Below are 20,986 nucleotides of genomic sequence, written 5' to 3'. Positions count from 1 at the left end.
ATGTTGGTGCCAGACCATTTACTCTCTCATTCTAACAGCTTCGGCTTTGAGATGGAAAAAGACGCGGCTGGCTGCCGCGCCTTAAACCGTAACTTTATTGTAGGAGAATAGTGAATAAGTAAAAATCGACAAGCTCCTTGCGGAACTTGTCGATTTTTGGTACGCCCGAAGCCGAAGCGAGGAAAAGGTGCCTGCGGCACGTTTTCCCGCTGCGGGTCCCTTCCCAAGAAGGCGAGTCCTGTGGACGAAGCCTGATTGGCGATAGACGCACAAGGCTGGAAAAGAAAAAAGCTAGGGTAGACCTTGCGATCTATCCTAGCTTTGGTACGCCCGAAGGGACTCGAACCCCCAACATTCAGAACCGGAATCTGACGCTCTATCCAATTGAACTACGGGCGCATCTTTATGATGCTTGAATAGTATAGCAGGAAAATTTCCGTTTGTAAAGAAGAAAATAAAAAATAACTCCCAGAGACGGAAATAAGCATAGGCAAGGGCGGGGGATTGTGGTATCATATCATAATGGTAAGCTACGAAATTCCCCTCAGACAGCCGGAGGGGTCAAGCCCAGCAAAAGAAATGAGGTTAGAACGGTGAAAAAACGAGTGTTTCGCGGTGTGGGGCTGTGTGCCATGCTGCTGTGCCTATCGTTGAGTTTATGCGGTTGTATGTTTGAGCAGTCCGAGGGGATGTACGCCCTGCCCATCCTGCCCGGGGCATATTCCCAGCTCCAGAGCACCATCCAGGACGTGATGGACCAGCAGGGGGCGGAGTACGCCACCATCAGCTCGGGCAGCAACACCTCCACGGTGCAGCTGCTGGACCTCAACGGAGATGGAGAGCAGGAAATGGCGGCGGTGTTTCTCCGAGTCACCTCGGCAGAGGAGAAGCCTCTGCGGGTGTGCCTGTTCCGCAAGGGTGCGGACAACGACTACCGCCTGACCTACGTGGTGGAAGGGGACGGCACCTCCATCAACTCCGTGACCTATGAGGACGTGACGGGGGACGGGACCCTGGACCTCATCGTCTCCTGGCAGATGAGCACCAAGGTGCACATCCTCTCCGCCTACGCCCTGTTGGACGCAGGGGTCAGCGAGCTGATGAGCACCACATACAATGAGAGCTATCTGGTCACCGATCTGGACCAGGACGGCGCCAAGGAGATCGTGGTCTGTCACCAGGACAGCACCGGAGACGGGGCCAACCTGGCGGAATTTTACGACTATAACGGCGGTGTGATGACCATGACCTCCTCCGCCCCCCTGTCCAATGGCATCTATGGGGTGTACTCCATGGTGCCGGGCAAGCTGGCCGACGGCACTCCGGCGGTGTTTGCCTCCTCGCTGTTCTCCGGCGGGAATCTCACCGACGTGATGACGGTGGCGGACGGGCGCCTGCACAATGTCACCTTGAACAAGCAGGCGGGCTACAGTGAGGTGACCTCCCGGGTGGACACCGGGGTGTCCCTGTCCGACATCAACAAGGACGGCGTGCTGGAAATCCCTATCCCCGTAAAGCTGCCCAGCGTCAAGGAGGGGGAGGAGTCCGAAGAGTCGGTGATTTACTGGTGCCAGGTCAACGCCAACGGCAGCTTGGCCATCAGCTGTGTCACCTACCACTGTCAGGCCGACGGCTGGTACCTGGTGTTGCCGGACAACTGGCCGGAGAACATCGCCGTGGCCCGGGACGACTCTCTCAGCCACCGGGGCGAGCGTTCGGTGGTGTTCTACTATAACTCCGGGGAAGAGGGCCAGGAGCCCAAGCCCTTCTTGACCATCTACCGCCTGACCGGCAGCAACCGTCAGGCCCGGGCCATGCTGCCTGGCCGTGTGACCCTGTACAGCGACAGTACCACCATCTACGCCGCCTCCCTGGAAGAGGGCGTGTGGGATTGCAAACTGAAAGCCAACGAACTGGCCCAGCGGTTCTTCCTCATCACCGTGGCCTGGGACAGTGAATCTTAAAGGAGTGAGCCACCATGAAAAAAGTATTGGTATTGGAGGACGAGTCCAACATCCGCAGCTTTGTGGTCATCAACCTCAAGCGTGCGGGATATGAGACCATCGAGGCGGGCACCGGGGAAGAGGCCCTGGAGCAGATTGCCCGGCACCCGGACATTCGGGTGGCGCTGCTGGACATTATGCTCCCCGGCGAGATGGACGGCTTTGAGGTGTGCCGCCGTATCCGGGCGGGCAATTCCCAGATCGGCATTATCATGCTCACCGCCCTTACCCAGGAGATGGACAAGGTCACCGGCCTGATGACCGGGGCGGACGACTATGTCACCAAGCCCTTCTCGCCCGCCGAGCTCACCGCCCGGGTGGACGCTTTGTACCGCCGCACCGGCGGAGAGACCACCCGGGAGACCGACGAGATTCATCAGCCCCCCTTCCTCCTCAACACCCGCAACCGCACCCTGGAGAAAAACGGCCAGCGGGTGAAGCTGACCCAGGTGGAATACTCCATCGTCAAGCTGTTTATGGACAACCCGGGGAAGGCCCTGGCCCGGGAGGAGATTCTGGACGCGGTGTGGGGCAAGGACTACATTGGAGAGCTGAAGATCGTGGACGTGAACATTCGCCGCCTGCGCATCAAGCTGGAGGACGACCCCCAGAACCCCACCTACATCAACACCGTCTGGGGCTTTGGCTATAAATGGGGCTGCTAATGCGGCGTGAAGAGCATGGAGAGGATATAAGATGATTTGGAAGAAGATCCCCCTTCCCGGCAAGCGGAAGAAGGAGGGACAGGAGCAGAAGAAAAAGGCGGTGCGCCGGGGCGTGCTGCGTCGCCGCTGGCTGGTGAATACCCTGGTGACCACCTTTGCCATTGTGGCCATTGCCGTGTCCGCCTTCTCCCTGGCCATTTACAACTACTACCTGGCCACCATCGCCGCCACCCTGGAGAGCAAGGCCCAGACGGCGGCCGGGATGTTTCAGAACTACACCGAGACCACCTACCTCTATGCGGCCCGGCAGTTCATCAACCAGTTTGAGGAGAAAAACACCATCGAGGTGCAGTTCCTCACCCCCGACGGCGAGGTGCGCATGACTTCCCTCATGGATATCTCCGGTGCCACCCCCCAGGGGGCTGATATTGAGGAGGCCATCCAGACCAAAGAGCTGTCCACCTGGCGGGGGGAGGATACCTCCACCCAGGACTACCTCATGGCCGCCTCCGCCCCCATCGTGTACAACGGCTCGGTGGTGGGTGTGGTGCGCCTGGTCACCTCTCTGCGCCTGCTCCAGGCCCAGATGTTGAAGGTGGTGGGCATCAGCGTGCTGGTGGGCATGGTCATCATCGCCCTGATGGTACTCTACGCCTCCTACTTCATCCGCATGATTCTGGAGCCGGTGACTCGCGTCACCGAGACCGCCAAGCGCATCGCCGCCGGCAGCTACGGCGTGCAGATGGAGGTGCGGGGCGACGACGAGATGGGCCAGTTGGTGGACGCCATCAACGACATGTCCATGAAGATCGACCAGGCGGAGAAGACTCAGTCGGAGTTTATCTCCTCGGTGTCCCACGAACTGCGTACCCCCCTCACCGCCATCAACGGCTGGGCGGAGACCCTGTACAACGGCGAGGTGCGGGACGCAGAGGACGTGAAAAAGGGCATGGGCATCATCGTTTCCGAGGCCCGACGCCTGACCAACATGGTGGAGGAGCTGCTGGAGTTCTCCCGCATTGAGACCGGGCGGTTCAACCTGTCCGTGGAGCCCATCGATATCAAGGCGGAGCTGGAGGACGCCGTGTACACCTACCGGGAGTTCTTCCGCCGCAAGGGCTTGAAGCTGGAGTACATCGAGTGCGAAGAGGAGTTCCCTCCCATCAGCGGCGACCCCGAGCGGCTGCGCCAGGTGTTCTGCAACCTGCTGGACAACGCCGACAAGCACGGCGGCTCCGGCGGCGAAGTGGATGTGTCCATCCACCCCGAGGGGAACATGGTGGCCATCCGGGTGCGGGACTTCGGCCCCGGCGTCCCCGAAGAGGAGCTGCCCTACGTCAAATACAAGTTCTACAAGGGCTCTTCCAAGGCCCGTGGCTCCGGCATCGGCCTGGCCGTGTGTGAGGAGATCGTCACCTGCCACGGCGGCACCCTGGATATTGAAAACGCCATGGGCGGCGGCTGCGTGGTCACCCTGCGCCTGCCCATGACCCTGGAATAATGAAACAAATGTACGAAAACCCTTGTCATTTTTCCCGCCATCTGCTAAGATGTTCCGTGGAAGGACGGGGGGGAGTACGCCCGAGATAAAGGAGTTCATTCCCATGTCCAATCAGTCTGCGTCCCCCTGTGGGACGCCTTACAAGACCACCTGCGGTGGTCAGGCCCTCATTGAGGGCATTATGATGCAGGGCCCGGAGAAGCGGGCCATCGTGGTGCGCAAGCCCAACGGAGAGCTGGATATCACCACCAAAAAGATTCAGCCCCGCAGCCGGTTTGCCAAGCTGCCCCTGGTGCGAGGGGTGTTTGTCTTCGGCTCGGCCATGGTCCACGGGGTGAGTGCCCTGATGCACTCCGCCGAGGTGTCCGAGGAGGGACTGGAGCAGGAGGAGGACGAGGAGCCCGGCTGGCTGGAGAAGTGGCTGGACGCCCACTTTACCCAGGAGAAGGCCGCCTCCATCTTCATTACCATAGCGGCGGCCCTGGGGATCGCCTTCTCGGTGGGCCTGTTCATCCTGCTGCCCACCGCCCTCACCGGCCTCATCCGCCTGGTGTGGCCCCAGATGCCTCTGTGGGTCCAGGCGGTGGTGGAAGGTGTGATGAAGGTGGCCATTTTCCTGTGTTACCTGTGGCTGTGCTCCAGAACCAAGGAGATGCGCCGGGTGTTCTCCTACCACGGGGCGGAGCACAAGGCCATCTACTGCTATGAGAATGGCCTGGAGCTCACCGTGGAGAACGTGAAAAAGCAGCCCCGCCACCATCCCCGCTGCGGCACCAGCTTTCTCTTTGTGGTGATTGTGGTGTCCATTTTCCTCTCCATTGTGATTTTTACCCCCTTGCAGATCAAAAACACCCTGCTGCGCATGGTGCTCCACCTGGTGCTGCTGCCCATCATTGTGGGTGTGACCTATGAGTTCAACCGCTACGTGGGCGGCCATGACAATGCCCTGTGTCGCGCCCTGCGGGCTCCGGGGATGTGGATGCAGAACTTCACCACCTTTGAGCCGGACGAGAGCATGATCGAGGTGGCCATTACCGCTTTGAAGCTGGTGCTGCCCCGGGAAAAGGGCGCCGACGCCTGGTAATGGAAGACAGAGAAAGGCGGCAGACATGCAGACGTATAACGATATTTACTTAGCGGTACGGCGCACCCTCAAGGAGTCCGGCGTGGAGCAAGCCCAGCTGGAGGCCATGGAGCTGATGTGTGCCGCCCTGGGCAAGCGCCGGGAAGAGGTGCTCCGGGACCTGTCTCTCTATGCCAGCGAGGCCATCGAGGGGCAGGTGGACGCCCTGCTCCAGCGCCGACTGGCCGGGGAGCCCATCGCCTATATCCTTGGAGAGTGGGAGTTCTACGGCCTCACCCTCACCGTCACCCCCCAGGTGCTCATTCCCCGCCCCGACACCGAACTGCTGGTGGAGCGGGGGATTTTGGCGGTGCGGGACCTGCCCCAGGCCCGGGTACTGGATTTGTGCACCGGCAGCGGCTGTGTGGGGCTGGCCCTGGCCTACAACTGCCCCAACGCCCAGGTGGTGCTGGCCGACTGGTCTCAGGACGCCCTGGAGGTGGCTCGGCAGAACCTGATGCGCTGCCAGCTCGCCGACCAAGTGGAGCTGGTCCAGGTCAACGCCCTCCAGCCCCCACCCCGGGAGCTGGGTGAGTTTGACCTCATTGTGTGCAATCCCCCCTACATCCCCCGCCAGGTGGTGGAGGAGGAGCTGGACCACTCGGTGCGGGACTACGAGCCCCACCTGGCCCTGGACGGGGGCGAGGACGGCCTGGACTTCTACCGGGCCATCACCCTGCACTGGAACTGGGCCCTGCGTCCCGGCGGCAAGCTGATCTTTGAGATCGGCTACGACCAGGAGGAAGCGGTGAAAAAGCTCATGGTGGACCGAGGCTTCCAGCAGGTCCGCAGTTTTCAAGACCCTGGCGGCCACTGGCGGGTCGTGGAGGGCATACTAGAACCCATACAGCCGGACGAGCCGGCAGGAAAGGAAGAATGACGCATGGCAGATAAGAAACGGCCCGTGGACCCTGTGGGGCCTGCATCGGATAAGAAGAAGGCGCTGGAGACCGCCATTGCCCAGATCGAGCGGGATTACGGCAAGGGCTCCATCATGCGCCTGGGAGAGAACGCCGACGTGATGGTGGAGGCCATCCCCACCGGCTCTCTGTCCCTGGACATCGCCCTGGGCATCGGCGGCGTGCCCAAGGGGCGTATCATTGAGATCTATGGCCCCGAGTCCTCCGGTAAGACCACTCTGGCCCTCCACGTGGTGGCAGAGGCCCAGAAGCGGGGCGGCGAGGTGGCCTTCATCGACGCCGAGCACGCCCTGGACCCCACCTATGCCCGTGCCCTGGGCGTGGACATTGACTCCATGCTCATCTCCCAGCCGGACACCGGCGAGCAGGGCCTGGAGATCTGCGAGGCCCTGGTGCGCTCCGGCGCCATTGACGTGGTGGTGGTGGACTCGGTGGCCGCCCTCACCCCCCGGGCGGAAATTGAGGGCGACATGGGCGACTCCCATGTGGGCCTGCTGGCCCGCCTCATGAGCCAGGCCCTGCGCAAGCTGGCCGGCTCCATTGCCAAGACCAACTGTGTGGTCATCTTCATCAACCAGCTCCGTGAAAAGGTGGGCGTGGTGTACGGCAACCCCGAGGTCACCACCGGTGGCCGTGCCCTGAAGTTCTACGCCTCGGTGCGCATGGAGGTGCGCCGGGTGGAGGCCCTGAAAAACGGCACCGAGGTGGTGGGCAACCGCACCCGGGTGAAGATTGTGAAGAACAAAGTCTCTCCCCCCTTCCGGGAGGCAGAGTTTGAGATCATGTACGGCGAGGGCATCTCCAAGCTGGGCGAGCTGGTGGACCTGGGCGTGAAGCTGGACCTCATCCAGAAGTCCGGCTCCTGGTTCTCCATGGGCGACACCCGCCTGGGCCAGGGCAAGGACGCCGTGAAGAAGTATCTCACCGACAACCCCGAGATCGCTCAGGAGATCGAGGACCAGATTCGGGCCAACTCCTTCAAGCTCATGAGCCGCCAGTCCCAGATCGCCGCCCGGGCCGCCGGGCGAGCCGTGGACGTGTCGGCGGACGACTTTGAAGGATGAAACTAGTCAAGCTGGAGCCCTCGTCCCGGGTCGAGGGGCGGTGGCTTGTCTGGCTGGAGGACGGCTCTCTGCTGCGGGTAGGGGAGGGGGACGTGGTGTCCTTTTCCCTCTACGCCGGGATGGAGCTGAGTGAGGAGCAGCTGGAAGGGCTCAAACAGGCCCAGGAGAAGGCTAAGCTGAACAACAAGGCCCTCACCCTTCTCGCGGCCCGGCCCATGTCCCAGCGGGAGCTGGAGCGCAAGCTGTCCGCCAAGTCCCCCAGAACGAGAGACCCTCAGGAGGGGGAGGAGCAGCGGCAGCAGCGCCGGGAGCTGGCCCAGGAGGTGGCCCAGCGCATGGCCCAGGTGGGGCTGGTGGACGACCGGGAGTACGCCTCCACGGTGGTGCGCCACTACAGCCGCAAGGGCTACGGCCCGGCCAAAATCCGGGATGAACTGTACCGCCGTGGTGTCCCCAGAGAGTTCTGGGACGAGGCCATGGAGGAGCGGGACCAGGGGGACGACAAGCTCCGGGCCCTGGTGGAAAAGAAGCTCCGGGGGGCAGCGCCCACCCGGGAAGAACTGAAAAAAGTGTCCGCCTATCTGGCCCGCCGTGGCTTTGGCTGGGAGGAGATCTCCCGGGTGCTGAGCCAAGTGGAGCAAGAGGCGGAGTGAAAGGATGGAACCAATGAGTTATACCGTGGCATTCCAGTCTCTGGGCTGCTCCAAAAACCTGGTGAACACCGAGCAGATGATGGCCCTGTGCCGGGCTGCTGGCTACAATGTCACCGGGGAGCCCCGGGGGGCGGACGTGGCGGTCCTCAACACCTGCGGGTTTATTGAGGCGGCCAAGAGCGAGGCCATCGACTGCATTTTGGAGCTGGCCCAGCTGAAGAAAGAGGGGCAGCTGAAAAAGCTGCTGGTCACCGGGTGCCTGTCCCAGCGCTATCCCCAGGACATCCGCACCGAGCTGCCCGAGGTGGACGGCCTGCTGGGCACTGGCAGCTATACCGACGTGGTGTCCGCCATTGAGGAGCTCATGGCCGGGGAAGAGGCCCAGCACTTCGGGGACATCCACCGCACCTACGAGGACGGGGAGCGGATGGTCACCACACCCCCCTATACCGCATACCTGAAAATTGCGGAGGGGTGCAGCAACGGCTGTGCCTTCTGCATCATCCCCAAGCTTCGGGGCCGCTACCGCAGCCGCTCCATGGAGCACATCCTGGAGGAGGCCCAGAAGCTGGCGGACAACGGGGTGCAGGAACTCATCGTCATCGCCCAGGACATCACCCGCTACGGCCAGGACCTGGAGCAGCCCACCACCCTGGCGGCGCTGCTCCGCGAGCTGTGCAAGCTGCCCTTCCACTGGATTCGTCTCCACTACCTCTACCCCGAGGCGGTGACTGACGAGCTCATCGAGGTGATTGCCAAGGAGCGGAAGATCGTCAAGTACCTGGACATTCCCATCCAGCACGCCAACGACGGCATCTTGAAGGCCATGCGCCGCCGCAGCACCAAGGCGGAGATCGAGACCCTCTTTGCCAAGCTGCGGAAGGCCATGCCCAAAGTGGTCATCCGCACCTCCCTCATCTGCGGCTTGCCCGGCGAGGGGGAGGAGGAGTTCGAGGAGCTGTGTGAGTTCCTGAAAGAGCAGAAAATCCAGCGGGCGGGTGTGTTCCAGTTCTCCCCCGAGGAGGGCACCCTGGCTGCCGCCATGGAACACCAGGTGGACCCCGAGGTGGCTGCCCGCCGGGTGGAGCTGGTGGTGGACCTCCAGTCCCGTATCATGGACGAGTACAACCAGGAGCGTTTGGGCACCTGCATGGAAGTGCTGTGCGAGGGCTTTGACGCTGCGGAAGGTTGCTTTGTGGGCCGTACCTACGCCGACTCGGTGGACATTGACGGCCGGGTGCTGTTTACCGCTGCGGGAGACGTGAAAGCAGGAGATTTTGTGTGGGTCCGTATCACCGGCACCGCCGACGGGGACCTCACGGGCGAGATTGAGGAGTGAGCGACATGGAATGGAATACCGCCAATAAACTGACCATGCTCCGGGTGATTTTGATTCCCGTGTACCTGGTGGTGTGGTACCTGAACCTGAAATACAGCGCTCTGCTGGCCCTGGCCGTGTTTGTCATCGCCAGCGTCACCGACTTCCTGGACGGCTATGTGGCCCGGCACTACAACCAGGTGACCACCTTCGGCAAGTTCATGGACCCCCTGGCGGACAAGATTCTGGTGATCACCGCCATGATCTGGTTTGTCTCCGTGGGGCTGCTCCCCGTGTGGGCCCTGGTCATCGTGGTGGCCCGGGAGTTTGCCGTGTCCGGCCTGCGGCTCATCGCCGTGGACAATGGCCGGGTGATCGCCGCCGCCTGGTCTGGCAAGGTGAAGACTTTCTCCACCATGGTGTGCCTGTGCCTGATGCACTTGCCCATTCCTGAGATTTTGGTGCAGGTGTGCGTGTGGGTGATCGTGATTACCACCGTGTACTCCGGCATTGAGTACTTCTGGAAAAACAAAGACGTGATGAAATAAGTGAATCGTGGAAGTGGCCGTTGCGGCTGCTTCCACGTTCTTTTTCTCTTCTATGCACTTGCCAGTGCGGTGGGGACGCTCCCCGCTGGGGGTTTCTTTTGAGCGGGCAAAAGAAACCAAAACCCGCTTAGGGCGTTCCCCCCTAAGTACCCCCCTGAGGTACCAGGCTGTCAATGCGTCAAGACTAGGTTCGGCCCGTCACTCTTATTGTGGCTCCTGTTTCTGCCACCACACCAGGTCACCCTGGGAAGCTGGCCCTACAGCCAGGTGGTTTTCACAGCCGGGCCTACCCTGGAGAAGCGGCGTTCCCGCCGCCGGGAACCAGGCCGCCGAGCGCTGGAAACAGCAGCTCACCAGGGTAAGGCCCTGGTGAGAGAAGCATAGTTTTGCAGAGAAGCAGGTACATTCTGTAGCATTGCCATGCTATCTATGTGACCCCACCAAGCCAAGGGCCGAGAAGAGAAGAACGCAGGGGCTCCCAGTACCGCGGGGTGGATTCCACAAGGCGGGGGAAGACCCCGCCTTTGGCGATTCTTTCCCCGATTTCTCATCGGGGAGAAATCGGGCCCAGCGGAGCGCCCCCAGGCTGGCAAGCCGGAACAGGGTGATTCTGATAAGAAAATCATTCCAGGATAAGAAAAATGACCTGCTGCGTTGCCGCAACAGGCCATTTCTCATTTTATGTATTACACAAACTTGTACACGGTCTCTTCTTTATACTCCTGACCGGGCTTGAGCACGGCGGAGGGGAAGTTGGCGTGGTTGGGGGCGTCGGGGAAGTTCTGGGTCTCCAGGCAGAAGCCCCAGCGCTTGTCGTAGGGGGCGCCGTCCTTGCCCACGGGGCAGCCGTCCATGTAGTTGCCGGAGTAGAACTGCACGCCGGGGGTGGTGGTGTGCACCTCCATGGTGATGCCGGTGGCGGGGGAGTGGGCAGTGGCCACGTGGCGCAGCTGTCCAGCCTCACCATCCAGCACCCAGTTGTGGTCGTAGCCTCGGGCCATGGTCAGCTGCTCAAAGTCGTCGTCCCAGTGGGCCCCCATGGCCACGGGGGTACGCAGGTCCATGGGAGTGCCCTCCACGCTGGCGATCTCCCCGGTGGGGATGGACCCGGCATCGGTGGGGGTATAGGCCTGGGCCTTGATGCAGATGGTCTGGTTATCTACCGGGCCGCTGTCGTGGCCGGAGAGGTTGAAGTAGCAGTGGTTGGTGAGGTTGCACAGGGTGTCCGCGTCGGTGTTGGCGTGGTAGGAGATGGACAGCCCATCCTCGGTGAGGGTGTAGGTGACGATGACGGTGAGGGTGCCGGGATAGTTCTCCTGGCCATCGGGGCTGACCAGGGAGAGCACCACCTGGTTCTCGGTCTGGTCCTCTACGGTCCAGATCTGCTTGTCAAAGCCGATGTCGCCGCCGTGAAGGTGGTTGGGGCCATTGTTGGTGGCCAGAGTGTAGTCCACCCCGTTGAGGGTAAATTTGCCCTGGTTGATACGGTTGCCGAAGCGACCAATGAGCGCGCCGATGTAGCAGGTCTGGGTCATGTAGTCCTCGATGGTGTCGAAGCCCAGGGCCACGTCCACGGGGTTGCCGTCCTTGTCGGGGACCACCAGGGAGCGGATGGCACCGCCATAGGTGAGGATGGAGCAACGCAGAGCGCCGCAGCGGAGGGTGAGTTCTTCCACCAGGTCACCGTTGGGCATGGTGGCAAAGAGGGTGCGATTGTCAGACATGGGAAAAACCTCCTTATGTGCTTTTCTTCGATTGTAGCACTGGAAGGGCCCCTGCGTCAACTACCCCTTACAGGGCCAGCAGCCCCAGGTGCTCCAGCAAAATTTTGGCGCCGATGAGCACCAGCACCACGCCGCCCAGCAGCTCAGCCTTGGATTTGAAGCGGGCGCCGAAGACATTGCCGATCTTTACCCCCGCCGCCGAGATGACAAAGGTGCACACCCCGATGATGGCCACCGCCAGCCAGATGTTCACCCGCAGGAAGGCGAAGGTGATGCCCACCGCTAGAGCGTCAATGGAGGTGGCCACCGCCAGCAGGAACATACCGGGGACGGCCAGGGAGGGGGAGACTTCCTCCTCGTCGCCGCTGAAGGCCTCCCGAATCATGTTGCCGCCGATGATGAGCAGCAGCACAAAGGCAATCCAGTGGTCCAGCGCCTGGACCAGCTGGGTGAAGGCGGAGCCCAAAAAGTACCCCAGTAGGGGCATGAGGGCCTGGAAGGCCCCGAACCACAGGCCAACAATCACCATGTGGCGCAGATGGAGCTTGCGGATAGACAGGCCCTTGCAGATGGACACGGCAAAGGCATCCATGGCCAGGCCAACAGCTAAAATCAAAAGTTCCCAAATTCCCATATTCTTCTCGCCTTTCTGTTTCAGGTGTTGGGCGGGCATAAAAAAAGAGACTACCCGCCCTTTGTAGCGGATAAGTCTCACTGTTTCAGACCCGGCCAGACGGACACGCCGCCAGTATGTTGACCAGGCCACGGCGCAAACACGCCGCCAATTACTCCCTTATCGTGTGGGTATTGTACCAGCGGCAAGAGGAGTTAGTCAACGATAACACAGGAGACCTCGGGGGATTCATAAACTTTCTTTAAACAATGGTAAGGAAGGATTGCAGGTGGAGGGGAGAACGTGTACTATATAGTTAAGATAACAATATAGCGGGATGGTGGTAATTATGAGTTATATCTCTTTCAAACAAGTACGCAAGGAATACGTCATGGGAGAGGTGACCATCAAAGCGGTGGATGGGGTGGATTTCCACATCGAAAAAGGGGAATTTGCCATCATTGTGGGGCCATCCGGCGCAGGTAAGACCACGGTGCTGAATATGCTGGGGGGCATGGACGCCTGTACCAGCGGAGAGATCCTGGTGGATGGCACCCAGGTCAGCGGATTCAACGCCCGCCAGCTCACCCAGTATCGCCGCAACGACATCGGATTTGTCTTCCAGTTCTACAACCTGGTGCAGAACCTCACCGCCCTGGAGAATGTGGAGCTGGCCGCCCAGATCTGCAAAGAGCCCCTGGACGCCAAAGACGTGCTGGAGCACGTGGGGCTGGGGCATCGCCTCAACAACTTCCCCGCCCAGCTCTCCGGCGGCGAGCAGCAGCGGGTGGCCATCGCCCGTGCCCTGGCCAAAAACCCCAAGCTGCTGCTGTGCGATGAGCCTACCGGCGCGCTGGACTACGTCACGGGCAAGGCCATTTTGAAGCTCTTGCAGGATACCTGCCGCCTGCAGGGGATGACAGTGGTGGTCATCACCCACAATACCGCCCTCACCCCCATGGCAGACCGGGTTATTCACATCAAAAACGGGCGTGTGGAGGAGATGACCTGCAATCCTCACCCCACCCCGGTGGAGGCGATTGAATGGTAAAGAGGAAAAACAGGCTGCTCACCGATTTTATTCGGGAAGTCCGCCATACCTACAGCCGCTTTCTATCCATTCTCCTCCTCTCCGCTCTGGCCGTGGCCTTTTTGGTGGGCCTGCGGGCCACGGCCCCGGATATGGAGTATACGGCGGACAACTACTACGACTCCCACCACCTCATGGACGGCTATGTTATGTCCACCATGGGGCTCACCCAGGAGGACTTGCAGGCCTTAGCCCAGGCCGACGGCGTAGATCAGGTGGAAGGGGCGTGGAGCGTGGACGCCACCGCGGTGGACTCCATCGTCTCCATGCGCTCCATGCCGGAGAACTTGAATCTGCTCAACGTGGTGGAGGGCCGCCTGCCCCAGCAGGCGGACGAGTGCGTCACCGAGCAGATGCTCCTCACCGCTCTGGGGCTGGAGATTGGGGACACCCTCACCGTCACGTTGGACGAGGCGGACCAGGACAGCCTCACCCGTACCAGCTACACCATTGTGGGCACGGTGCAAAGCCCGCTGTATGTGGGTACAGACCGAGGCAGTACCACCCTGGGCAGCGGCAGCATCGATGCCTTTGTCTACATCCCCGGGGAGAATTTCGACCTGGACGTATACACCACCGCCTATTTCACTGGCGATGGAATGGAAGCCCTCAACAGCTACAGCCAGGCCTACGCCGACCAGCTCAGCGCCCTGGTGGACAGCCTGGACCCCTTGGCCCAGGAGCGGGCCAGCCTGCGGGACAAAGAGGTGCGCAGCGAGGCCCAGAAGGAGCTGGACGATGCCCGAAGCGAGCTGGCAGACGCCCAAAAGGAACTGGACGATGCCAAGAAGAAGCTGGACGATGCCCGGGCGGAGCTGGACAGCGGCTGGGCGGACTATGAGAGTGGTTTGGCCACCCTGGAACAGGAGATCAAGGACGGCCAGGCCAAGCTGAACGCCGCCCGGTCCCAGCTGGAGGAGTCCCAGACCCGGTATGAGCAGGGCAAAGTGGACTATCAGGAGGGTCTGGCTCAGTATCAGGAGGGCCAGACCGCCTATGAGGAGAACCTGGCCCAACTGGACGCCCAGCAGGAAGAGGTGGCCAAGGGCTATGAGGAGTATTACGACGCTCTGAAGCCCTTTGAGGGCACCCCTATGTATGACCAGATGGTGGAGCAGCTGGCTCCCCAGAAGGCAAAGCTGGACGAAGCTGCCGCCCAGATACAGGCGGGGTATCAGCAGCTGGCCCAGGTAAAGACTCAGTTGGAGGAATCCAAGGCGGAGCTGGATGCCGCCCAGGCCCAGTTGCAAGATGCCGCCCAGCAGTTGGATACCGGATGGGCAGAGTACCAGTCCGGGCAGCAGACCCTGGACCAGGAAGAGGCCCGTGGCCGCAGCCAGCTGGCCGAAGCCAAGGCAGAGCTGGACGACGGCGAGGCGGAGTACCAGAAGGGCCTGGAGGAGTACCAGCAGGCCAAGGCCGACGCCCAGCCGGAGCTGGAGCAGGCCCAGGCGGACATCGACCAGGGCCAGAAGGATTTAGACGAGATGGCTACCTGTGAGTGGTATGTGCTGGGCCGGGACACCAATTCCGGCTTTGTCAGCTACTCCCAAGACGCCGAGCGGGTGGATAATCTGTCCAGCATCTTCCCGGTCATCTTCTTTGTGGTGGCCGCGCTGGCCTGCCTGACCACCATGACCCGTATGGTGGAAGAGCAGCGCACCCAGATTGGCTCTTTGAAGGCCCTGGGCTTCTCCCGGCTGGCCATCTCCCAAAAGTACATTGGATACGCCTTTGTGGCCAGCCTGGTGGGCGGCCTCATTGGCTTAGGGGTAGGGGCTACCCTCATCCCGGCGGTCATCGCCAACGCCTTCCAGATCATGTACGCCATCCCCGGGCTGGACTATAAGATGCAGCTGCCCCTGTTTGTGTTGGCGGTGCTGGCGGCAGTGGCGTGCACCACCGGGGCCGCCCTGTGGGCCTGCCTGTCCACGCTGATTGATACCCCAGCCAACCTCATGCGGCCTCGGGCCCCCAAGGCGGGCAAGCGGGTCTTCTTGGAATACATCAAGCCCATTTGGCGCAGGCTAAGCTTTACCTGGAAGGTGACCATGCGCAACCTGTTCCGCTATCAAAAGCGGTTTTGGATGACGGTCATCGGCATTGGCGGCTGTACCGCCCTGATTGTCACGGGCTTTGGCCTCCATGAGTCCATTTTTGACGTGCTGGATAAGCAGTTTGATGAGATATCCCTGTATGACGCCACCGTAGGCCTGGACGAGGACCTGACGGAGGAGCAGAAGCAGGGGATTGAGGACTATCTGGACGGGGAAGAGGCTGTGGCGGACTACATGTTCACCTATCAGCAGATGATGGACGCTTCCACCACAGGCATCTCCTACGACGTGTACCTCTTTGCGGTGGACGACGTGGAGGAGTTCGGGCGCTTTGTGGATTTGCGCCACCGTTCGGACCACTCCCCGGTGGAGCTGGACGGCTCCGGCGTGGTCATTGACGAGAAGCTCTCTGAGCTGCTGGGTGTGTCGGTCGGGGACACCATCACCCTGGGGGGAGACCAGCGGGTGGAGGCCGTGGTGGCGGACATCACGGAAAACTACGTCTACCACTACGTATACCTCACCCGGGACCTGTATACCCAGCTGTTTGGGGAGGACTACCAGAACAATGTGATGCTCCTGGCCTATCAGGACGGCATGGGGGTGGACGTGTCCAACCAGACCTCGGAGACCCTGATGAAGATGGATGGGGTGGCCTCCTACTCCTACATTGCCACCATCCGGGACAGCTTTGAGGACAGCATGGACGCCATCAACTACGCCGTGGTCATCATCATTGTGGCCGCCGCCGCGCTGGCCTTTGTGGTGCTGTACAACCTGACCAACATCAACATCACCGAGCGCAGAAGCGAGCTGGCCACCTTGAAGGTGCTGGGGTTCTATGACGGAGAGACCACCGCATATGTATTGCGGGAGAACGTGTTCCTCACCATCTTTGGCGTGATTCTGGGACTGGTGTTGGGCCGGTTCCTCCACAGCTGGATGGTGCTGACGGTGGAGGTGGACCTGGTGATGTTTGGCCGCACGGCACCCCCCTACGCCTATGTGCTGGCCGCGGCCTTGACCGCCCTGTTCTCCCTCATTGTCAATGTGGCGGCACACTTTAGGTTAAAGAAAATTGATATGGTAGAAAGTTTGAAAACGGTGGAATGAACATGAACAGTGGAACCAATTTTTTGATTCGTCGGGGCAATATCCGGGATCTGCCTGCCCTGGAGCAGCTCTACGCCCAGGCCCGGGCCTTTATGCGGGAGTCCGGCAACCCGGACCAGTGGGGGGAGGATAAACCAACCCTGGAGCAGATCCAGCAGGATATCAACCTGGGGTACAGCTTTGTGTGTATGGAACATGGCCGCCTGGCCGCGGCCTTCTCCTTCCACACCAAGGGAGAGCCCACCTACGCCCACATTGAAGGGGAGGGGTGGCCGGAGAACGGGGACTATGGCGTGGTGCACCGGTTGGCCACCGGCTCCTCCCGCACCGGGGCGGCGGCCCACTGCCTGGCCTGGTGCCGGGCCCATTGCCGCCAGCTGCGTATCGACACCCATGAGAAGAACATCCCCATGCAGCAGTTGCTGGAGAAGATGGGGTTCACCCCCTGTGGCACCATCTATTTGGAGGATGGAAGTCCCAGATTGGCCTATTATCTATAAAAAATCCCTCGGCTTTCCGAAAAGCCGAGGGATTTTTTAGCGCTTAGCCTGCTGCTCCTGGGCCTCAATCTCCCGGAACCGAGGCATGATGCCGATCTTGTCCGGGGTGTGCACAGGCAGCTGATAGATGTCGTGGCCGGGGAAGGGGTTGCCCTCCACCAGACAGGGACCGTTGGGGGTAAAGCACACGTCCCAGCCCACATACCCCACCTGGGGAATGACCTGGGCGGCCTCAGAGACCATGGCCACCGCCTTGTCCCAGTCGGGGAACTGAAAGCCCTTGATGGGGGTGCCCGTGGCGGGGTGGTTTTCGTACAGGTTCTTGGCCTTGTCCAGGGCCCGGTCAATGACTACGCCCCGCTCAGGATCCATGGGGGCCACCATGCCGCCGCTGTTGAAGTTGTCCACAAACTTGCCGTTGCCGATGCGGAACATGGCGGTGACCAGGTACACCTTGCCGTGCTTGCCCCGGATGGTCACCATGCGCACGGTGTTGATGGAGCCGGGGTAGATGGCGGACACCTGGGGATGCTGCTCCAGCACCTCTTCCAGCTCCAGCTTGGGGGCCCGCTGCACCAGATAGTCGTAGAGGGCGTCCAGAGAGGGATACTCGGTACGGCGGATCTTTTCAATGCCCCAGCCACAGCTGCCCTGGGAGGGCTTGGCCATGAACACCTCGTGGGCGGCCAAAAACGCCATCACCTGATCCCGGTTGTCCCCGGTCACTGGCACCCAGTCCCGGTGCAGGTACTTGCCAAAGAGGGTGTTGAACTGCACCTTATCGTCAAATTGGCCCGTGTAGGCCTTGTCGTTGTACTTCACCACCAGGGCGTTGTTGCGGCCTCGGGTGAGGTAGGTGTCCCGCTGCTCCAGTGTGAGATTGTACATCTCAAACAGGTCGTAGTCCATATACCCCGCCCCGTACTTCACGGCACAGTCCTTCATGTCCCGGAAAATGGCCAGCCGGGACCGCCCGGTCTTTTTGTGGATGGAGCTAATCTTCTCCCACATGGCCTTGTAGTTCATATTCATCACGCGCTGGAATAGATACTTCACGTTTGCCACGGTTCGTCCCTCACATTTTTCATAGAGTAATCCCATCTAAAGTATCACACATTGGGGGCAAAGGCAAGCGGTTGACAGGGGAAAAGTTATATTGTATACTTACAAGCGAATTTAGTATACAATCGGAGGGCGAGCATATGAAGCATGAGACCATACAAAAGTTGTGCAGCTGCGGGGTACTGGCGGCGGTGATCTGTGTCCTCAGCCCCTTTTCCGTGCCCATTGGCCCGGTGCCCGTGGCCTTTGCCAACCTGGCCATCTTTCTGGCGGTGTATCTGCTGGGGTGGAAGTGGGGAACGGTGAGCTGCCTGGTGTATTTGCTGGTGGGTCTGGCCGGTCTCCCGGTGTTTTCCGGGTTTGGCAGTGGAGCGGCCAAGCTGCTGGGGCCCACCGGGGGCTATTTGCTGGGCTATCTGCCCATGGCTTTGGTGGGGGGCTGGGTCATCGACCACACCCGGTCCAAGCTGCTCCACGCCCTGGGGCTGATGTTGGGCACCGCCCTGTGTTATCTGCTGGGCACCGCCTGGTTCTGCTGGCAGGGGGGGTATACCGTGGGGGCGGCCCTGGGGCTGTGCGTGACCCCCTTCATTCCCTTTGACCTGGGAAAGATCGTCATTGCCATTGGTCTGGGCAGTCTGCTGCGCCACCGACTGGCTCAGGCGGGCTTTTACAAAGAAAAACGGGTTGCACGTTGAGTGCAACCCGTTTTGAGTTATTATTGTGCGTAGTAGTTGATGAGGCAGCCAGCCAGGATGATGTCCCGCTCTTCCCGGGTCAGGCCGGGGAGGGAGAGGGTGACGGGGGTAGAGGTACCATCCCGCAGCACCTGGGCCTCCACGGTCTCGCCGTCTCCCTGGAGGAGGGCACGGATGCCGGGGATGTACACTCGGTCACCGGGCTGGAGGTTGAGCTGCTCCAGCTCGCTGGCGATGAAGGGCAGCATGCCCCAGTTGACCACGTTGGAGCGGTAGCGCTTGGTGGCGTACTCCTGGGCGATGTTGGCGCAGCCGCCCAGTACACGCTGGCAGGAAGCGGCCTGCTCCCGGGCAGAGCCGTCGCCGGGCTTCAGGGCCATCACCAGGGAGCCCAGTCCGGTGTTGGCGGGGTCGTAGCCCTCCAGAGCGGCCACCACCTGGGGGTCCTGGGGATTGGAGCGGCGCAGCTGCTCCACCTTCTGAATCTCCTTGGCCCGGGGCACATACTGGGGGTCCTTGCGGCTGAGGGCGAATTCCGACAGGCGCAGGGGGTTGGAGCGGTAAGAGGAGGTCTCACCAGAGGGGATGAGCTCGTCGGTGGTGGTGACGGGGTCGTAGATGGCGCAGGCCACGGTGAGCATCAGGTTTTCCGGCAGGGCGATCTGCTGGGGCCAGTCGGCGATGTTGGGGCCAAACACCAACTCCTCGTCGGGGTTGGCCTTGCCCACGCCGTAGTAGACCCGGGCCTGATAGGAGGAGCCGTCATAGGTCCACTGCTCGTCGGCCCGGTCGGCGGGCACGTCAGGCAGCTGGTCGGCGGCGGTGAGCACGCCGCCCATCTTGGCGGTGGCGGCGATGGAGCGGGCGTCCATCAGGGCCACATAGGACACCTGGCCCTCGCCGGGCTTGGAGCCCTCCCGGTTGGGGAAGTTGCGGGTGGAGTGGCGGATGGAGAAGGCCCCGTTGGCGGGCACGTCTCCGGCACCGAAGCAGGGGCCGCAGAAGCAGGAGCGCACCGAGGCGCCGGCGGCCATAAGGGTGGTGATATAGCCCTGGCGGGTCAGTTCCTGCATCACGGGCATGGAGCCGGGGTAGCAGGACAGCCAGAAGTGGTCGGACCCGGTGGCGGTGGTGCCCAGAATCTCAGCGGCCCGGCGCAGGTTCTGATAGGTACCGCCGGAGCATCCGGCAATGACGGCCTGGTCCACGTGGAACTTGCCGTCGCGGATCTTGGCGGACAGGGGAGCGGGGGGCTCGATACCCAGCTGGTCCCGGGTGTTCTGCTCCACCATGTGGAGCATGTCCTCCATATTCTCCTGAAACTCGGCGATGGGGAAGGCGTTGGAGGGGTGGAAGGGCAGGGCGATCATGGGCTGCACCTTGTCCAGCTCCACGCACACCACCCGATCATAGTAGGCGCCCTCTTTGGGCTGCATGGGGTGATATTCCGCGCCACGGCCCAGGAGAGTGAGGGCGGTCTGGGTGTTGGTATCGGTCTGCCACACCGAGGACAGACAGGTGGTCTCGGTGGTCATCACGTCGATGCCGGACCGATAGTCCATGGACAGATTGGCTACACCGGGTCCGAAGAACTCCATGACGGCGTTCTTCACCGCGCCGGACTGGAAGGTGGCCTTGACCAGGGCCAAAGCCACGTCCTGGGGGCCCACGCCGGGGCGGGGAGCTCCGGTGAGGTAGATGCCCACCACCTGGGGATAGGCGATGTCATAGGTCTTGCACAGCAGCTGACGGGCCAGCTCGGGGCCGCCCTCGCCGATGGCCATACAGCCGTAAGCGCCGTACCGGGTGTGGGAGTCCGAGCCCAGAATCATCTTGCCGGGGGCAGCGTACCGCTCCCGCATGTAGGAGTGGATGACGGCCTGGTGGGCGGGGACAAATTCACCGCCGTACTTCTTGGCAGCAGACAGGCCGAAGTTGTGGTCATCCTCGTTGATGGTGCCGCCCACGGCGCACAGGGAGTTGTGGCAGTTGGTGAGCACGTAGGGCAGGGGGAACTCCTTGAGACCGGAGGCCCGGGCGGTCTGGATGATGCCCACATAGGTGATGTCGTGGGAGGCCATGGCGTCAAAGCGGATGGAGAGCCGCTCCATGGAGCCAGAGGTGTTATGGGCTTTCAGGATGGAGTAGGCCATGGTGGACTCCACGCCAGCCTGAGTCTTTTCGGCCGGGACCAGCTGGCCTTTCTGCCAGCTCATGCCCTGGTTGTGAATGGTAATCATATGGGTTACCTCCTTGGGAGTAATATGACGCATTTGCTTTAGTGTAGCAAACAAACGAAGTCTTTGCAAGAGGGGGGCGGTGGAAATTGCAAAA

17 protein-coding genes and 1 tRNA gene are annotated in these 20,986 nt (G+C 61.4%); 13 read left to right on the top strand and 5 right to left on the bottom strand.

Features of this window, described 5'->3' with window-relative positions:
- Positions 1–322: 322 nt before the first annotated feature.
- Positions 323–399, bottom strand: a tRNA-Arg gene (locus tag B5F12_RS07335).
- Positions 400–593: 194 nt separating this feature from the next.
- On the opposite strand from B5F12_RS07335, the gene B5F12_RS07330 reads away from it, so the two are divergent.
- From B5F12_RS07330 to pgsA, 9 genes are all read left to right on the top strand, one after another.
- Positions 594–1,964 (top strand): VCBS repeat-containing protein, encoded by a 1,371-nt coding sequence (locus B5F12_RS07330; protein WP_143482354.1) that lies wholly within the window; start codon positions 594–596, stop codon positions 1,962–1,964.
- 14 nt (positions 1,965–1,978) lie between these two features.
- On the top strand, positions 1,979–2,668 hold the full coding sequence (locus B5F12_RS07325; protein ID WP_087232548.1) for a response regulator transcription factor: 690 nt from the start codon (positions 1,979–1,981) through the stop codon (positions 2,666–2,668).
- Between the two features lie 31 nt (positions 2,669–2,699).
- Entirely contained in the window at positions 2,700–4,169 is a 1,470-nt protein-coding gene (locus B5F12_RS07320) for a HAMP domain-containing sensor histidine kinase (RefSeq protein WP_087232545.1), read from the top strand.
- Positions 4,170–4,272: 103 nt separating this feature from the next.
- The gene (locus B5F12_RS07315) at positions 4,273–5,253 is read left to right on the top strand and encodes a DUF1385 domain-containing protein (RefSeq protein WP_087232541.1); all 981 of its coding nucleotides are present in this window, start codon (positions 4,273–4,275) and stop codon (positions 5,251–5,253) included.
- A gap of 25 nt (positions 5,254–5,278) precedes the next feature.
- Complete coding sequence (prmC, locus tag B5F12_RS07310; protein WP_087232539.1) at positions 5,279–6,172, top strand: peptide chain release factor N(5)-glutamine methyltransferase; 894 nt, start codon at positions 5,279–5,281, stop codon at positions 6,170–6,172.
- A gap of 3 nt (positions 6,173–6,175) precedes the next feature.
- Positions 6,176–7,276, top strand: coding sequence for a recombinase RecA (recA, locus tag B5F12_RS07305; RefSeq protein ID WP_087232536.1), 1,101 nt, complete (start codon positions 6,176–6,178; stop codon positions 7,274–7,276).
- The gene (locus B5F12_RS07300; protein WP_087232533.1) at positions 7,273–7,929 is read left to right on the top strand and encodes a regulatory protein RecX; all 657 of its coding nucleotides are present in this window, start codon (positions 7,273–7,275) and stop codon (positions 7,927–7,929) included. Before recA ends, B5F12_RS07300 begins: the two co-directional genes overlap by 4 nt.
- Before the next feature lie 13 nt (positions 7,930–7,942).
- On the top strand, positions 7,943–9,268 hold the full coding sequence (gene rimO, locus B5F12_RS07295) for a 30S ribosomal protein S12 methylthiotransferase RimO (protein ID WP_087232530.1): 1,326 nt from the start codon (positions 7,943–7,945) through the stop codon (positions 9,266–9,268).
- 5 nt (positions 9,269–9,273) lie between these two features.
- Positions 9,274–9,795 carry a CDP-diacylglycerol--glycerol-3-phosphate 3-phosphatidyltransferase gene (gene pgsA, locus B5F12_RS07290; protein ID WP_087232527.1) on the top strand — a complete coding sequence of 174 codons (522 nt, stop codon included), beginning with the start codon at positions 9,274–9,276 and terminating at the stop codon, positions 9,793–9,795.
- A 686-nt stretch (positions 9,796–10,481) separates the two neighbouring features.
- On the opposite strand, the gene B5F12_RS07285 is transcribed toward pgsA, so the two are convergent.
- On the bottom strand, positions 10,482–11,519 hold the full coding sequence (locus B5F12_RS07285) for an aldose epimerase family protein (protein WP_087232523.1): 1,038 nt from the start codon (positions 11,517–11,519) through the stop codon (positions 10,482–10,484).
- Between the two features lie 67 nt (positions 11,520–11,586).
- Complete coding sequence (locus tag B5F12_RS07280; RefSeq protein WP_087232563.1) at positions 11,587–12,153, bottom strand: manganese efflux pump MntP family protein; 567 nt, start codon at positions 12,151–12,153, stop codon at positions 11,587–11,589.
- A 328-nt stretch (positions 12,154–12,481) separates the two neighbouring features.
- On the opposite strand from B5F12_RS07280, the gene B5F12_RS07275 reads away from it, so the two are divergent.
- Genes B5F12_RS07275 through B5F12_RS07265 form a run of 3 tightly spaced genes read left to right on the top strand, consistent with a single transcriptional unit; the run spans position 12,482 to position 16,892 of the window.
- Complete coding sequence (locus B5F12_RS07275; protein ID WP_204210512.1) at positions 12,482–13,183, top strand: ABC transporter ATP-binding protein; 702 nt, start codon at positions 12,482–12,484, stop codon at positions 13,181–13,183.
- Entirely contained in the window at positions 13,177–16,392 is a 3,216-nt protein-coding gene (locus tag B5F12_RS07270; RefSeq protein WP_087232520.1) for an ABC transporter permease, read from the top strand. Before B5F12_RS07275 ends, B5F12_RS07270 begins: the two co-directional genes overlap by 7 nt.
- A gap of 2 nt (positions 16,393–16,394) precedes the next feature.
- Positions 16,395–16,892, top strand: coding sequence for an N-acetyltransferase (locus B5F12_RS07265; RefSeq protein ID WP_242954916.1), 498 nt, complete (start codon positions 16,395–16,397; stop codon positions 16,890–16,892).
- 36 nt (positions 16,893–16,928) lie between these two features.
- Here the strand turns inward: B5F12_RS07265 and B5F12_RS07260 are convergent, their stop codons facing one another.
- Complete coding sequence (locus tag B5F12_RS07260) at positions 16,929–17,957, bottom strand: sugar-transfer associated ATP-grasp domain-containing protein (RefSeq protein WP_158096776.1); 1,029 nt, start codon at positions 17,955–17,957, stop codon at positions 16,929–16,931.
- A 137-nt stretch (positions 17,958–18,094) separates the two neighbouring features.
- Between B5F12_RS07260 and B5F12_RS07255 the strand changes: the two genes are divergently transcribed.
- The gene (locus B5F12_RS07255; protein ID WP_087232515.1) at positions 18,095–18,652 is read left to right on the top strand and encodes a biotin transporter BioY; all 558 of its coding nucleotides are present in this window, start codon (positions 18,095–18,097) and stop codon (positions 18,650–18,652) included.
- A 20-nt stretch (positions 18,653–18,672) separates the two neighbouring features.
- Here B5F12_RS07255 and B5F12_RS07250 read toward each other — a convergent pair whose 3' ends face one another.
- Entirely contained in the window at positions 18,673–20,868 is a 2,196-nt protein-coding gene (locus B5F12_RS07250) for a hydratase (RefSeq protein WP_242954917.1), read from the bottom strand.
- Positions 20,869–20,986: the final 118 nt, after the last annotated feature.

Origin of the sequence: Pseudoflavonifractor sp. An176 (assembly GCF_002160435.1) — a bacterium.
In the GTDB taxonomy this organism is placed as follows: domain Bacteria; phylum Bacillota; class Clostridia; order Oscillospirales; family Oscillospiraceae; genus Enterenecus; species Enterenecus faecium.
Note: the sequence above shows the minus strand (reverse complement) of the source record. Positions and strands in the feature narration are given on the sequence as shown.

What these genes read in the sequence shown, in the direction of transcription:
- B5F12_RS07325 (WP_087232548.1), top strand. Translation starts at nt 1,979, where the DNA reads ATGAAAAAAGTATTGGTATTGGAGGACGAGTCCAACATCCGCAGCTTT.
- B5F12_RS07320 (WP_087232545.1), top strand. Translation starts at nt 2,700, where the DNA reads ATGATTTGGAAGAAGATCCCCCTTCCCGGCAAGCGGAAGAAGGAGGGA.
- B5F12_RS07315 (WP_087232541.1), top strand. Translation starts at nt 4,273, where the DNA reads ATGTCCAATCAGTCTGCGTCCCCCTGTGGGACGCCTTACAAGACCACC.
- prmC (WP_087232539.1), top strand. Translation starts at nt 5,279, where the DNA reads ATGCAGACGTATAACGATATTTACTTAGCGGTACGGCGCACCCTCAAG.
- recA (WP_087232536.1), top strand. Translation starts at nt 6,176, where the DNA reads ATGGCAGATAAGAAACGGCCCGTGGACCCTGTGGGGCCTGCATCGGAT.
- B5F12_RS07300 (WP_087232533.1), top strand. Translation starts at nt 7,273, where the DNA reads ATGAAACTAGTCAAGCTGGAGCCCTCGTCCCGGGTCGAGGGGCGGTGG.
- rimO (WP_087232530.1), top strand. Translation starts at nt 7,943, where the DNA reads ATGAGTTATACCGTGGCATTCCAGTCTCTGGGCTGCTCCAAAAACCTG.
- pgsA (WP_087232527.1), top strand. Translation starts at nt 9,274, where the DNA reads ATGGAATGGAATACCGCCAATAAACTGACCATGCTCCGGGTGATTTTG.
- B5F12_RS07285 (WP_087232523.1), bottom strand. Translation starts at nt 11,519, where the DNA reads ATGTCTGACAATCGCACCCTCTTTGCCACCATGCCCAACGGTGACCTG.
- B5F12_RS07280 (WP_087232563.1), bottom strand. Translation starts at nt 12,153, where the DNA reads ATGGGAATTTGGGAACTTTTGATTTTAGCTGTTGGCCTGGCCATGGAT.
- B5F12_RS07275 (WP_204210512.1), top strand. Translation starts at nt 12,482, where the DNA reads ATGAGTTATATCTCTTTCAAACAAGTACGCAAGGAATACGTCATGGGA.
- B5F12_RS07270 (WP_087232520.1), top strand. Translation starts at nt 13,177, where the DNA reads ATGGTAAAGAGGAAAAACAGGCTGCTCACCGATTTTATTCGGGAAGTC.
- B5F12_RS07265 (WP_242954916.1), top strand. Translation starts at nt 16,395, where the DNA reads ATGAACAGTGGAACCAATTTTTTGATTCGTCGGGGCAATATCCGGGAT.
- B5F12_RS07255 (WP_087232515.1), top strand. Translation starts at nt 18,095, where the DNA reads ATGAAGCATGAGACCATACAAAAGTTGTGCAGCTGCGGGGTACTGGCG.
- B5F12_RS07250 (WP_242954917.1), bottom strand. Translation starts at nt 20,868, where the DNA reads ATGAGCTGGCAGAAAGGCCAGCTGGTCCCGGCCGAAAAGACTCAGGCT.